The sequence below is a fragment of the Aeromonas sp. YN13HZO-058 genome (assembly GCF_001921245.1).
In the GTDB taxonomy this organism is placed as follows: domain Bacteria; phylum Pseudomonadota; class Gammaproteobacteria; order Enterobacterales; family Aeromonadaceae; genus Aeromonas; species Aeromonas allosaccharophila.
The window spans coordinates 1-13115 of record NZ_MQSY01000039.1; the positions used below are offsets into that span (position 1 = coordinate 1).

The following is a 13115-nucleotide window of genomic DNA, read 5'->3' on the forward strand; positions in this document are numbered from 1 at the left end:
GAGGTTATCGACTTAGGCGTTTGCGTTGCCGCTTGCCCTGTCGATGGAGGCGCATTATAGGGAGTTGAATCTTTCTGGCAACCCCTCATCGGCAATAAAATTGCAAAAAAGGGCACTTTTTTAGTTATTCACATCCAACCACAGCTTTTATACAAACTTATCCACAGAAACAGGTTCTGGATTGCTAGAATGGCCGAAAACAAGGAGGCCAAGATGGACTTGCGACTGAGACCCTACAAGGGAAAACGCCCGCTACTGGGCAAACGGGTGTATGTAGATCCCTGCGCGACACTGGTGGGCGATATCGAACTGGCCGACGATGCCAGCATCTGGCCCATGGTGGCGGCACGGGGGGATGTGAACCATATCCGCATCGGCGCCCGCAGCAATATTCAGGACGGCACAGTGCTGCACCTGACTCGCAAGAGCGCCAGCAACCCTGATGGCTATCCGCTGTTGATCGGAGAGGATGTGACGATCGGCCACAAGGCCATGCTGCACGGCTGCACTATCGGCAACCGGGTGCTGGTCGGCATGGGGGCCATCATTCTGGATGGGGTAGTGGTCGAGGATGACGTGATGGTCGGCGCAGGTTCGCTGGTGCCACCGGGCAAGCGACTCGAATCGAGCTTTCTATATATAGGTAATCCCGTCAAACAGGCTCGTCCGCTCAAACCCGCCGAGATCGCGTTTCTCAAAACCTCGGCCGACAACTATGTCCTGCTCAAGGATGAGTATCTGCAAGAGACCTGATAGGGCTGGCAAAAACAGGAAGCCCGGCATGATGCCGGGCTTCGCTTCTTATATAGCTATATAGCCGTGCAGAACGGCTGACCGGAAATCAGTGGGCCTGATCCCAGTTGTCGCCGGTGCCCGCTTCAACCACCAGCGGCACATGCAGCTCGGCAGCAGCCGACATCTTTTCCTTGATGATGGCGGTGTACTCCTCCAGCTTCTCTTCGTGGATCTCGAACACCAGTTCATCGTGCACCTGCATCAGCATGCGGATCGACTCATCTTCGATACCGCGGATCCAGCTATCCACGTTGATCATGGCGCGCTTGATGATATCGGCAGCAGTGCCCTGCATCGGGGCGTTGATGGCGGCCCGCTCGGCCGCCTTGCGCAGACCGGCGTTGCGGGACTTGATGTCCGGCAGATAGAGGCGGCGGCCAAACAGGGTCTCGACATAGCCCTGGGCTTCCGCCTGCTGGCGGGTGCGCTCCATATACTCCAGCACGCCCGGGTAGCGTTCGAAGTAGAGGTCCATGTACTTCTGTGCTTCGGCGCGACCGATCCCCAGCTGCTTGGCCAGACCAAAGGCACTCATGCCGTAGATAAGGCCGAAGTTGATCGCCTTGGCGCTGCGGCGCATGTCGGTGGTGACCGCATCGAGCGCTACACCGAATACCTCGGCGGCGGTCGCCTTGTGAATGTCCTTGCCCTCGGCAAAGGCGGTCAGCAGCCCCTTGTCACCGGAGAGGTGCGCCATGATGCGCAACTCGATCTGGGAGTAGTCCGCCGCCACCAGCTTGTAACCGGCGCTCGGGATGAAAGCCTGCCGAATACGGCGCCCCTGCTCGTTGCGCACCGGGATGTTCTGCAGGTTGGGATCAGATGATGACAAGCGGCCCGTAGCCGCTACCGCCTGATGATAGGAGGTGTGTACCCGCCCGGTCTGCGGCTTGATCATCAGCGGCAACTTGTCGGTGTAGGTGGACTTGAGCTTGGCCAGACCGCGATGCTCCATCAGCAGTTGCGGCAGCTCATAGGTTTCTGCCAGCTCGGCCAGCACCTCTTCTGCGGTGGACGGTGCACCCTTGGGGGTCTTTTTGATGATCGGCAGGCCCAGCTTGGTGAAGAGGATCTCCCCCAGCTGCTTGGGCGAGGAGAGGTTGAATTCCTGCCCGGCCAGCTCATGGGCCTGCTTCTCCAGCTCCGCCAACCGCAACTCGATCTCCTGACTCTGCTGGTGCAGCAGCTTGGGATCGATGGTGGTGCCGAGCAACTCCATCCGCGCCAATACCGGCAACAGCGGCAGCTCGATCTCGCTGAATACCTTGGCGAGGCCCGGCACGGCCTCCAGCTGACCCCACAGGGTCTGGTGCAGACGCAGGGTGATATCGGCATCTTCTGCCGCATAGGGAGCGGCCTGCTCCAGCTCGATCTGGTTGAAGGTGAGCTGTTTCACCCCTTTGCCCGCGATATCTTCAAAGGAGGTGGTCTCGACCCCGAGATAGCGTTTGGCCAGCGAGTCCATGTCGTGGCGACTGGCGGTGGAGTTAAGCACGTAGGATTCGAGCATGGTGTCGTAGGCGATACCTTGCAGGTCGATGTCGTGGTTGAGCAGCACGTTGCGATCGTACTTGAGGTTCTGCCCCACCTTGAGACGGGTCGGATCTTCCAGCAACGGCTTGAGCTTGCCCAGCACCACGGCTTCAGTCAGCTGCACCGGCGCCCCGAGATAGTCATGGCCAAACGGCACATAGGCGGCCTTGCCCGGTTCGACGGCGAAGGAGACGCCGACGATCCGCGCCTCCATATAGTCAAGACTGGTGGTTTCGGTATCGAAAGCAAACAGCGGTGCCGCTTTCAGCTGTTCCAGCCAGCCGTCAAACTCGGCTTCGTCCAGAATGCAGCGGTAGTCGGTTTCGATGGTGGCAGCGGGAGCGGTAGCCGCAGCACCATCAGCAGCCTCTTCCTGCCCGGCACCCTCGTCACCACCGGACTCCAGCTCCTTAATCAGGTTGCGCAGCTCATATTCGCGGTAGACCGCCAGCAGGGACTCCTTGTCGACCGGCTTGAGCTGCAGTTGCTCCAGACTCTGTTCCAGTTCGACATCGGTCTTGATGGTCGCCAGTCGATAGGAGAGACGAACCTGCTCTTCCTGCTCGCGGAACTTGTCGGCGAACGCCTTGGAGCCGCGGAAGCCGAGCGCGGCCACCTTGTCGAGGTTGGCGGCAATCTCGTCGATGCTGCCAATCCCCTGCAGCAGGGCCAGTGCGGTCTTCTCGCCAACACCGGTCATGCCGGGAATGTTGTCGACCTTGTCACCCATCAGGGCCAGATAGTCGATGATGAGCTCGGGCGGCACGCCAAACTTCTCGATCACCCCTTCCCGATCGGTCTTCACATCTTTCATAGTGTCGATCAGGGTGACGTGGTCTGAGACCAGCTGCGCCATGTCCTTGTCACCGGTGCTGATCAGCACCGGCAACTGTTTCTCGGTCGCCTGGCGGGCCAGGGTGCCGATCACATCGTCGGCCTCGACCCCTTCCACCATCAGGAAGGGGAAGCCCATCGCCTTGATCATCTGATGGATGGGGGCGACCTGGCTGCGCAGATCGTCCGGCATGCTGGCACGGGTCGCCTTGTACTCGGGATAGATGTCGTCGCGGAAGGTCTTGCCCTTGGCATCAAACACCACGGCCACATGACAGTCAGGATATTGCTTGCGCAGACTGCGCATCATGTTGGCCATGACACGGACGGCGCCGCTCGGCAAACCGGTCGATGTGCGCAGATCGGCCTGCTGGGAGGCGAAGAAGGCGCGGTAAAGATAAGAGGAGCCGTCGACCAGAATAAGGGGATTGCTAGGGGCCATGAAATCGTCCTGCCAGAGATAAACAGCCGCTAGGATGCCACAGGGCCCCCCTCACACCAAGGGGCGCAGCAACAGCACAACGCGCCTGATGAAGGGACTCAAGCTGTGGATAACTCTGTGTTCAAAAATGGGGCGCATCAGAGCGCACAGTGATAAAGCTGTGCATGAAAATATAAAAATCCATTAAAAACAATATATTGAGATCGCAAAAATCGATCGCAAGACAGTTAGAATGATCTCGATCAATGTGGAAAAAGATTTAAGGGAGTAGGTACGGCAGGATCCAAAACGAAACAATCCTAGCACAGCAAGATGACTTGACCAGCGGATGGCGAGCGATAACCATACAAAAGTACAACAATCCATCTTGGCTCACATTTTCAACAACGAGGAGTTTGCCATGAAAAAAGTGGCCGTGATTTTGAGTGGCTGCGGTGTCTTTGACGGGGCCGAAATCCACGAGGCCGTCATCAGCCTGCTGGCGCTGGCCCGTCAGGGAGCCGCCGTCCAGTGCTTCGCCCCGAACGTGGCGCAGCTCCATGTGATCAACCACCTAACCGGTGAAGTAAGCGAGGGAGAGAGCCGCAACGTGCTGGTCGAAGCGGCCCGCATCTGCCGTGGCCAGATCAAGGATGTGGCCGAGCTGGATGCGGCCGATTACGACGCGCTGCTGGTGCCCGGCGGCTTTGGCGCTGCCAAAAACCTGTGCGACTTCGCCATCCGGGGCGCCGAGTGCCAGATCCAGCCCGATGTGCTGAAAGCGTGCCAGAGCTTTGCCAAAGCCAACAAACCGGCCGCCTATATCTGCATCGCGCCCGCCATGATCCCGCTGATCTATGGCGCCGGGACGCTGGCGACCATCGGCCATGACGAGGGCACCGCCAACGCCATCGAGGTGATGGGCGGCAGCCATCTCAACTGCCCGGTCAACGAGTTCGTGGTGGATCAGGAGCGCAAGGTGATCTCCACCCCCGCCTACATGCTGGCCAGCAACATAGTGGAAGCGGCAGACGGTATCGAGAAGACGGTCAAACAGCTGCTGGCGCTGTAATCCCCACCCCGCCAAAAACAGACGGGCCGCTCATGGAGCGGCCCGTTTTCAATTCTGCCTGAAGGCGATGAATTAGATGGTTTCGCCCATCTGATCCATTTTGCCCAGCAGGGCACGCAGACGCTCCTGCCATGCAACGTGCTCGTTGCGCAGCTGATGGTTCTCGTCTTGCAGCTTGCTGTTCTGCTCTTTCAGCTCGTCCAGCTCCATCTTCAGCAGGGAGATGTTGTCGACGGCGGATTGTACTTTGGATTCGAGTTGCTCAAGGACTTCTAGTGACATATGCATACCTGTTTGTTCAATTGCGATGCCCCACAGAGGGCGATTCAAGCGCGTGAAGCCAGCATACCCCGAGCGCATCGGCACAAACAAGCCAGTGCGCTGTAAAATGCGCCTTCCATAGATGTATTGTCTAAATATGCGTCTATTTTTCTCGCATCCTGCGCCAGAGCCGCGACAACACACTGAGCCGTGCGTAAAAGACCCCGCCACCCGCGCATTATTGGCGCCCTCCCGACAGTACCGCCGTTATCCCTGCAAGGCGATATAAGCCCCCAGCAACAGACAGGCGACGACATACATCAACAGACCGTAGAGCAGGTTCCAACGCAGGATCAGCCCGGCACTGAGGTTATAACGGGAGGCCAGCGCCAGATTGGAGCCGGAGAGCGGACTGGTGCCGGTGGCAAGCCCCCATCCCAGCAGGAAACACATACCGAGCAGGCTGGGATCCGGCGCCAGCGGCCAGAGCAGCGGCGCCAATCCGGAGATACTGATGAGCGGATGTACCCCGACGATGGCCACCAGCAGGATCAGCAGCAGAGTGAGGGATGCCTCAAGCCAGCCAAAGTGGTTGAACAGCGGCAGGCCGTGGCCCGCGCCAAGATCGATGACCGACAGCGCACTGTTGATCCCTGCCGCCAGTAAACCGGCCCCCAGAAACAGCACCAGCTGACCGCCGATGGCGGGAAAGCGCTCCACCACCTGCCGCTTGATGGCCGCCTTGCGCCCGACCCTCGGCATAAAGAGCAGCGCCAGCAGCGGGGCCACCAGCGCGATCACCGCCAGAATGCCAAGCTGGGGCCAGATCTGCTTGATGGGGAGAACCAGCAACGCCAGCGTGACCGGCAACCCCAGCGTCTGCAGCCGCAGCGGATAACCGGCAAAGTCGGCCACTCCGATCCGCTCCACCTGCCAGGCGGTCAGCCCCATCGCCAGCAAGGCGGCGAGGATCCCGAACGGCAGAATATGGGAGAGCTGCAAACCCGGCGCATAAGTGAGCGCCACCGCCATGGCGACAAAGAAGGGTGACCAGAAGGCGGCGGCACAGAAGATCCGGCTCAGTACCATCACCTGACGCCGCTCCAGCGTGCCGCCCCGCTCCAGCCGATCGCCGATGATAAACAGCACCGAGAGGTTGATGACCGCTCCCAGCAGATTGAGGCTGGCCATGGTGCTCCACAGCCCCTTGCGCCCGGTCCAGGAGGTGGTGCCGGTCAAGAGACCCGAGGTGGCGAGGTTGAGGGTGCTCACCGCGGCAAACATGGTGAGCATATTGATGTTGGGCAGCAGCCAGTCACCGGCGCTGAGGGTCGCGCCCCGCCACCAGGAGAAGATCAACAGCAACAGGGCGGCGCCATAAAGGGCCAGCGCCTGCCGCTTGGCGGCCCCCACCAGCCAGGGCCAGGTGAGCAGTGACGCCCCCCAGGCCGCGATGGCCGCGGGCCAGGGGGAGAGTCCCAGATAGAGATGCAGCAGGTTGAGCAGCCACATCCCCAGAATCAGATAACCCGACCAGCGTTTGGCCATCGACGCCTCCGGTCAGGAGATCAGAGACACTGATCCATATCCAGTGAAGGCTTGTCGCACTCCGGACGGCCGACGATCTTGGCGGGTACGCCAGCGACAGTGGTATGAGGCGGCACCGGGTTGATCACCACGCTGCCTGCGCCAATTTTGGCACCCATGCCCACTTCGATATTGCCGAGCACCTTGGCGCCCGCCCCTATCATCACCCCTTCGCGGATCTTGGGATGGCGATCGCCACTCTCCTTGCCGGTACCGCCGAGGGTCACGCTCTGCAAGATCGAGACATCATCTTCAATCACCGCCGTCTCGCCCACCACGATGCCGGTGGCATGGTCAAACATGATCCCCTTGCCGATGCGGGCGGCCGGGTGTACATCCACCCCGAACACCACCGAGATCTGGTTTTGCAGATAGAGGGCCAGCGAGCGGCGCCCCTGACGCCACAGCCAGTTGGCGACCCGATAACCCTGCAGGGCATGGAACCCCTTGAGGTAGAGCAGCGGGGTAGAGAAGAGATCGACCGCCGGATCGCGCTCCTGCACGGCGCAGATGTCGGCCGCCACTACCGCCAGCAGCTCGGGCTCGCTGCGCAGGGCCAGCTCGATCACTTCGCGCAGGGCGATGGCGGGCATGGTGGCGCTGTCGAGCTTGTTGGCCAGCTGGAAGCTGAGGGCCGATCGCAAATTCTTGTGATTGAGAATGGTGGAGTGGAAGAAGCTGGCCAGCATCGGCTCCTGGGCCGCCATGCACTCCGCTTCTTGCTGAATTTTGTGCCAGGTTTTGGCAACCAGTTCATCCATGTTGCAGCCTACTGTTGTTCTGGGTGAGGGCTCTGTTGTTCTTTTGTCAGCACCGAGATGGGGTCCATGTGGATGATGACATCCATCCGCTCGAATGCCTGGCGTACCGCCAGTTCGGCTTCATCGGCGATCTGATGGGCCTTGACCAGGGGGATCTGATCATCCAGTTCCAGATGCAACTGTACGAATCGGGTCGGCCCGGATTGACGGGTGCGCAGGTCATGTACGCCGTGTACACCTTCTACGGCACAGCAGAGCGCCATTATTCTCGCTTGTTCTTCAGCTGGCAACTGACGATCGAGCAGGGCCTGCACCGACTCGTAGCCGATGTGTCCCGCCCCCCACAACAGGAACAGCCCGATCAGGATGGCAAACAGGCCGTCGGCCCAGTACCACCCCTGCCCCGCCAGCACCAGCGCCAGCAAGACACCGGCATTGAGCAGCAGATCGGAACGGTAGTGCAGCATGTCGGCCTTGATGGCAACGCTGTTGGTCTTGCGAATGACAAGGCTCTGGAAGCTGACCAGCAACAGGGTCAGCACGATGGAACCACCGCTGACCCAGAGGCCCGCCTCCAGCCGCTCGATGGGCGCCTGCTTGAGCAGCGACGAGATACCGTGCATCACCAGCAGCAGCGCGGAACCCGAGATAAAGGCCGACTGAATGAGGCCCGCCAGCGACTCTGCCTTGCCGTGACCGAAACGGTGTTCGTCATCGGCGGGGGCCAGCGCATAGCGAATGGCCAGCAGGTTGATGATGGAGGCACTCACATCCATGAAGGAGTCGGTGAGCGATGCCAGCAGGGTCGACGAGTCGGTCATCAGCCAGGCGATCAGTTTGCCGATGATCAGCAGGGTGGCGGTGGTGACCGCCGCCATGCTGGCAAAGGTGACCCAACGGGAATATTGTTGATGGCTCAAAACCGGCTTTCCTCTGGCGATGAAAAACTTATTATACCCTGACCCCGGCGTCAGTTTGGCGCGAAAATCTGCGGAATAACACCAGATGAACAGAATACTCCTGGTCGACGACGATCTTGAATTGACCCAACTGCTCACCGAAATTCTGACCCTGGAGAGATTTCAGGTCACGGTCGCCGAGGATGGTGAAGAGGGGCTGCAACGATTGGCGGAGCAGAGCTTCGATCTGGTGCTGCTGGATGTGATGATGCCCAGGCTCAACGGCTTTGCCATGCTGACCAAGCTGCGCAAGACCCACGACACCCCGGTACTGATGCTGACCGCGCGCGGTGACAGCCAGGATCGGGTCAACGGTCTGGAGGCTGGCGCCGACGACTATCTGGCCAAGCCGTTCGATGATAGGGAGCTGCTCGCCCGCGTGCGCGCCATCCTGCGCCGCACCCAGAGCGCCCCGCCCCAGCGCGGCAACTCCTCCGACGAAGTGCACTTCATGGATATCGTGCTGCAACCCGGCCTGCAGCAGGCCCGCTGCGGCGAACAGTTGCTGGAGCTGACCGCCACCGAATTTGGCCTGCTGGAGTGTTTGCTACGCAATCCCGGCCAGATCGTCAGCAAGAGTCATCTCTCCGAGCAGGTGCTGGGCAAGAAGCTGGAACCCTTCGATCGGGCCATCGACATGCACCTGAGTAACCTGCGCAAGAAGCTGCCGGATCGCACCGATGGCCAGCCCCGCTTCAAAACCGTACGGGGGCGCGGTTACCTGTGGCTAGAGCAAGAATAGAGCGCATCAACTCCCTCAACGGGATCTCGACCCACATCTTCCTCTGGTTCTGGCTCATGTTGCTGGTGATCCTCGCCGCCGTGATCAGCCTGCCGACCCTGGATCCCCGCAACCAGATCCCGCTGCCGACCCACGAGGTGGCGCGGATGCAGAATAATGTACAGGCCCTGCTCAACGCCGCCGATCCGGATCAGGATTTCGATCTGGCCAAAGCGATGGACAATATCGCCATGCTGCCGGTGGATAACGTCTATCTGCGCGATGAGCGGGGACAGATCCAGTCCACCACCCATCCGCGCAAGTTCGTGGTGCGCTTCATGGTGGATGCCGACGACCCGGCCAACCCCATGCTGGGCAACGAGGATCGCAAGGCGATCGCCGGCCCCTTCCTGATGGAGCACCACGGCCATCGCTACCACGTCTATTTCGGCCTCAATGCCGAGAACCCCTACCTGTTCCTGTTCATTCAGGTGCTGGATCACCCGATCCGCATTCTGGGCATCTCGATGCTGGTCAGCACCCCGCTCTGCCTGCTGCTCGCCTGGCGGCTGACCCGCCCCATCCTGCAGTTGCAGAAATCGGTCTCCCAGTTGGCGGCCGGCAATCTGGAGGTGCAGATCCCCAATCTGGGACGGGGCGACGAGATCGGCCAGCTGGCGGATAACGTCAGCCGCATGGTGGAGACGCTCAAGAGCATGATCCAGAAGCAGAAACAGCTGCTCTCCGATATCTCCCACGAACTACGCAGTCCCCTCACCCGGATGCAGCTGGCGCAGGCGCTGATCCGCCGCAAGCAGGGTGACAGCGCCGAGCTGGCGCGGATCGAATCGGAGATCGGGCGGCTGGACAAGCTGATCGGCGATCTGCTGGATCTGTCGCGGGTGCAGCAGCATGTAGAGGCGCCGGTGATGCACCCGCTGGCCGACCTGCTGGAACCCATCCTCGAAGATGCCATGTTCGAAGCGAACCAGAGCGGCAAGCAGCTCAGACTGCCGCCGCTGCCCGCCGAGTCGATCCAGATGTGGCCCGAGCTGCTGGCCCGAGCGGTGGAGAACCCCCTGCGCAACGCTCTCAAATATGCCCGCGAGTTCATCAAGGTGGACTGGTATCGGGAGGGGCAGGAGTGGGTGATGACCATTCGGGATGACGGCCCCGGCGTGCCTGACGAGCAGCAGGCGCTGCTGTTCCAGCCCTTCTTCCGGGTTGATGACGCCCGCAACGCCAAGACCGGCGGCACCGGGCTCGGGCTGGCCATCGCCTCGGAGGCGATCCAGCGCCACGGCGGCACCATTGCGGCCAGCAACAATCACCCGACCGGGCTGACCATCACCATCCGCTTGCCCATCGCCTGATCCTTTTCATCCGGACGGGCGCTGGGTATGCTGGTGCCCCTTCTTGGCTTTACATCTCTTTGCAGGAACTCGTCATGCTCGATATCGTCCTCTACCAGCCGGAAATTCCGCCCAACACCGGCAATATCATCCGGCTCTGCGCCAATACCGGTTACCGGCTCCATCTGATCGAGCCGCTGGGATTTGAGTGGGATGACAAGCGGGTAAAGCGGGCGGGACTCGACTATCACGAGTTTGCCGAGGTGAAGCGCTGGCCGAGCTATGAGACCTTTCTGGCAGCCGTGGCGCCCAAGCGGGTGTTCGCCTGCACCACCAAGGGGCGCACCGCGCACTCGGCGGCCCAATATGCCCTTGGCGACGCCCTGCTGTTTGGCCCGGAGAGTCGCGGCCTGCCCAGCGAGATCATCGAGAGTCTGCCGTTCGAGCAGCGGCTGCGTATTCCGATGGTGCCCCAGAGCCGCAGCATGAACCTCTCCAACGCGGTATCGGTGTTCGTCTACGAGAGCTGGCGCCAGCTCGGCTACGACGGCGCCATGTAAGCGTCATCGCGGCTCAGTGGCGGGCGTCGAGCAGATGCCCGCTGCGCTCCAGCCGCCAGCAAGTAACCCCCAGCGACAGACCGCGCCCCACCATCAGCGCCGCCATCGCCGCCCATAACGCGGCCACGCCCCACGACTGACAGAGCCACCAGATCGGGAAGAAGCAGCCAAACGCGGCCAGCAACATGCTGTTGCGCATCTCCCGCGCCCGGGTCGCCCCGATGAATACGCCATCCAGCAGGAAACACCAGACTGCCAGCAACGGCATGGCGATCAGCCAGGGAAGCTGACGATTTGCCTCCGCCACCACGGCCGGAATATCGGTGATATAGCCGATAAGGTGGGCCCCAAAGAGGGCAAACACCAGGGTAAAACCACTGGCTATGAGGGCGGCCCAGCCCAGATTGAGCACGATGGCCTCCTGCAGTTTCTGCCGATCCCGCAGACCGATGGCTCGCCCCACCATGGCCTCCACCGCATAGGCAAAACCATCGAGCCCGTAGGAGATGAGCATCAGGAAGTTGAGCAGCACCGCATTGGCGGCCACCGCCACATCCCCCAGCCGCGCCCCTTGCAGAGTCATAAAGGCAAAGCAGAGCTGTAAGCAAAGGGAGCGCAGGAAGATATCGCGGTTGAGGCCGAGCAGCCGCACCATGGGCGCGAGCTGCCGCCAGCGCTGCCAGCCATCCTGCCACACCGTCGGTGTCAGTTGCCGCAGCTGACGGCGCACCAGCAAGATGCCGGCGGCCAGCGCGCAGTAGTCCGCCATGACCGAGGCCGCCGCCACACCCCGCACCTGCCAGCCGAGCCCGAGCACAAACAGGGTATCGAGCGCCATGTTGACCAGATTGGTGAGGATCAGCATCACCATGGGGCTGCGGGCATCCTGCATCCCCAACAGCCAGCCCATGATCACCAGATTGCAGAGCGCCGCCGGGGCGCTCCAGATCCGCAGCGCCACGTATTGGCCCGCATAGAGCTGCACCTCGGGCGAGCCGCCAATCAGGGCGATCAATCGCGGCAACAGGGGGAAGAGCAACAGAAGCAGCATCAACCCCAAGGCGATAGCCAGCCCCAGTGCCCGCAGCAGGGTATCGAGCTGGGCACGACCGTCGGCGGCGCCGTGCGCCTGCGCCGTCAGCCCGGTGGTCGACATCCGCAAAAAGCCGAGTAACCAGAAGATGAGGTTGATCAGGGTCGCACCAACCGACACGCCCCCCAGAAACCAGGCCTGCCCGAGATGACCGATCACCCAGGTGTCCACCAGCCCCAGCAAGGGGGTGGTGATATTGGAGAAAACCATGGGCAGGGCGAGCGCAAAAACAGCGCGGTGGCGAGAGGGATCCCGCCACCAGGGGGCAACAGATGGGGTCACGCTCAGTGGCCTGTCAGCTTCAGAATGCGGGAGAAGTCAGAGAGCATGGTGGCCATCTGCACCCGTGGCACCTGACCCGGCGCCACCTGCGGGCGGAATACCGCCTGCAGCTTGCCCGTGGGGTTGATGAGCACGATGGAGGCGGAGTGATCGATCAGGTAATCCTTCTCCCCCTGATTGGCGATGGAGTAGATCAGCCCCAGATTGCGCACAAACGGGAACAGCTTGTCGTGAGGGGCGGTGGCCGCCTTGAACTCGGGATTGAAGAAGGCGGTGTAGGTCTTGAGACGGGGAATGTCGTCACGCTGGGGATCCGCCGAGATAAACACCACCTGACTGTCGGGCGCCATCTTCTTCAGCTGGTCATAGACGGAACGCATATCTGCCAGGGTGGTGGGGCAGATATCGGGGCAGAAGGTGTAACCGACGAACAGGAAGGTCCAATGCCCCTTCAGGTTGGCAGGGGTGAACGGCTTGTTGTCCGCATCGGTAAAGGCAAAATCGTTGATATCCCGCCCCGCTGGATAGTAGTCGGCCTGCTGTGGCTGCTCTGGCTGCATGGCGCAGAACGCAAGGATCAGACAGGCTGTCAGCAGCAGAAAGAGCAGGGGATAGCGGAGCTTCATCATAACAAGAGACCCTTTCAGTTCGAGGCAGATGGCCAGCAGTGACCGGACAAGAGGGGGTATTGTACCCCAGCGAGTCACCAAGGGGGGTCAACCTTGTGCAACACCCTGTCAGGAGTCGACCATTTGGCGCAATTGATCGCCAGTTGCGGCCATAAAAAAACCGGCACTTCGGGTTAATGCCAGTCAGTTAAGCCTGACTGGCATTGTTTTTATTGGCTTTTTTCACACTATACCTCTGTGGCCTTGGCTTCACGC

The 13115-nt window shown here is 60.9% G+C and carries 12 protein-coding genes; 5 read left to right on the top strand and 7 right to left on the bottom strand.

Annotation, left to right across the window (positions count from 1 at the left end; genetic code table 11):
- Positions 1-213: 213 nt before the first annotated feature.
- Positions 214-753 (top strand): gamma carbonic anhydrase family protein, encoded by a 540-nt coding sequence (locus BSP75_RS09375; RefSeq protein ID WP_075112974.1) that lies wholly within the window; start codon positions 214-216, stop codon positions 751-753.
- An 88-nt stretch (positions 754-841) separates the two neighbouring features.
- Here BSP75_RS09375 and polA read toward each other — a convergent pair whose 3' ends face one another.
- A complete protein-coding gene (gene polA / locus BSP75_RS09380; protein WP_075112968.1) occupies positions 842-3604 on the bottom strand; it encodes a DNA polymerase I in 2763 nt (920 codons plus the stop codon).
- 400 nt (positions 3605-4004) lie between these two features.
- Here polA and elbB point away from each other — a divergent pair, with 400 nt between their 5' ends.
- Positions 4005-4655 (top strand): isoprenoid biosynthesis glyoxalase ElbB, encoded by a 651-nt coding sequence (gene elbB, locus BSP75_RS09390; RefSeq protein ID WP_075112975.1) that lies wholly within the window; start codon positions 4005-4007, stop codon positions 4653-4655.
- Positions 4656-4727: 72 nt separating this feature from the next.
- Here elbB and BSP75_RS21805 read toward each other — a convergent pair whose 3' ends face one another.
- The 4 genes from BSP75_RS21805 to BSP75_RS09410 form a co-directional block, all read right to left on the bottom strand.
- On the bottom strand, positions 4728-4937 hold the full coding sequence (locus BSP75_RS21805) for a cell division protein ZapB (RefSeq protein WP_033136398.1): 210 nt from the start codon (positions 4935-4937) through the stop codon (positions 4728-4730).
- 246 nt (positions 4938-5183) lie between these two features.
- Positions 5184-6464, bottom strand: coding sequence for a hypothetical protein (locus BSP75_RS09400; protein ID WP_075112969.1), 1281 nt, complete (start codon positions 6462-6464; stop codon positions 5184-5186).
- Positions 6465-6484: 20 nt separating this feature from the next.
- Entirely contained in the window at positions 6485-7264 is a 780-nt protein-coding gene (gene cysE / locus BSP75_RS09405; protein WP_058053260.1) for a serine O-acetyltransferase, read from the bottom strand.
- An 8-nt stretch (positions 7265-7272) separates the two neighbouring features.
- Entirely contained in the window at positions 7273-8184 is a 912-nt protein-coding gene (locus BSP75_RS09410; protein ID WP_042061152.1) for a cation diffusion facilitator family transporter, read from the bottom strand.
- Positions 8185-8269: 85 nt separating this feature from the next.
- On the opposite strand from BSP75_RS09410, the gene BSP75_RS09415 reads away from it, so the two are divergent.
- From BSP75_RS09415 to trmL, 3 genes are all read left to right on the top strand, one after another.
- The gene (locus BSP75_RS09415) at positions 8270-8965 is read left to right on the top strand and encodes a response regulator (RefSeq protein WP_075112970.1); all 696 of its coding nucleotides are present in this window, start codon (positions 8270-8272) and stop codon (positions 8963-8965) included.
- A complete protein-coding gene (locus tag BSP75_RS09420; RefSeq protein WP_082040739.1) occupies positions 8947-10317 on the top strand; it encodes an ATP-binding protein in 1371 nt (456 codons plus the stop codon). Before BSP75_RS09415 ends, BSP75_RS09420 begins: the two co-directional genes overlap by 19 nt.
- Positions 10318-10391: 74 nt before the next feature.
- Complete coding sequence (trmL, locus tag BSP75_RS09425) at positions 10392-10856, top strand: tRNA (uridine(34)/cytosine(34)/5-carboxymethylaminomethyluridine(34)-2'-O)-methyltransferase TrmL (RefSeq protein WP_075112971.1); 465 nt, start codon at positions 10392-10394, stop codon at positions 10854-10856.
- 13 nt (positions 10857-10869) lie between these two features.
- On the opposite strand, the gene dinF is transcribed toward trmL, so the two are convergent.
- A complete protein-coding gene (gene dinF / locus BSP75_RS09430) occupies positions 10870-12231 on the bottom strand; it encodes an MATE family efflux transporter DinF (protein WP_075112972.1) in 1362 nt (453 codons plus the stop codon).
- Positions 12232-12233: 2 nt separating this feature from the next.
- Positions 12234-12860 (bottom strand): SCO family protein, encoded by a 627-nt coding sequence (locus BSP75_RS09435; protein WP_075112973.1) that lies wholly within the window; start codon positions 12858-12860, stop codon positions 12234-12236.
- Positions 12861-13115: the final 255 nt, after the last annotated feature.

Excerpts from the sequence above, each read along its gene's own strand:
- BSP75_RS09375 (WP_075112974.1), top strand. The coding sequence starts at position 214 with ATGGACTTGCGACTGAGACCCTACAAGGGAAAACGCCCGCTACTGGGC.
- polA (WP_075112968.1), bottom strand. The coding sequence starts at position 3,604 with ATGGCCCCTAGCAATCCCCTTATTCTGGTCGACGGCTCCTCTTATCTT.
- elbB (WP_075112975.1), top strand. The coding sequence starts at position 4,005 with ATGAAAAAAGTGGCCGTGATTTTGAGTGGCTGCGGTGTCTTTGACGGG.
- BSP75_RS21805 (WP_033136398.1), bottom strand. The coding sequence starts at position 4,937 with ATGTCACTAGAAGTCCTTGAGCAACTCGAATCCAAAGTACAATCCGCC.
- BSP75_RS09400 (WP_075112969.1), bottom strand. The coding sequence starts at position 6,464 with ATGGCCAAACGCTGGTCGGGTTATCTGATTCTGGGGATGTGGCTGCTC.
- cysE (WP_058053260.1), bottom strand. The coding sequence starts at position 7,264 with ATGGATGAACTGGTTGCCAAAACCTGGCACAAAATTCAGCAAGAAGCG.
- BSP75_RS09415 (WP_075112970.1), top strand. The coding sequence starts at position 8,270 with ATGAACAGAATACTCCTGGTCGACGACGATCTTGAATTGACCCAACTG.
- trmL (WP_075112971.1), top strand. The coding sequence starts at position 10,392 with ATGCTCGATATCGTCCTCTACCAGCCGGAAATTCCGCCCAACACCGGC.
- BSP75_RS09435 (WP_075112973.1), bottom strand. The coding sequence starts at position 12,860 with ATGATGAAGCTCCGCTATCCCCTGCTCTTTCTGCTGCTGACAGCCTGT.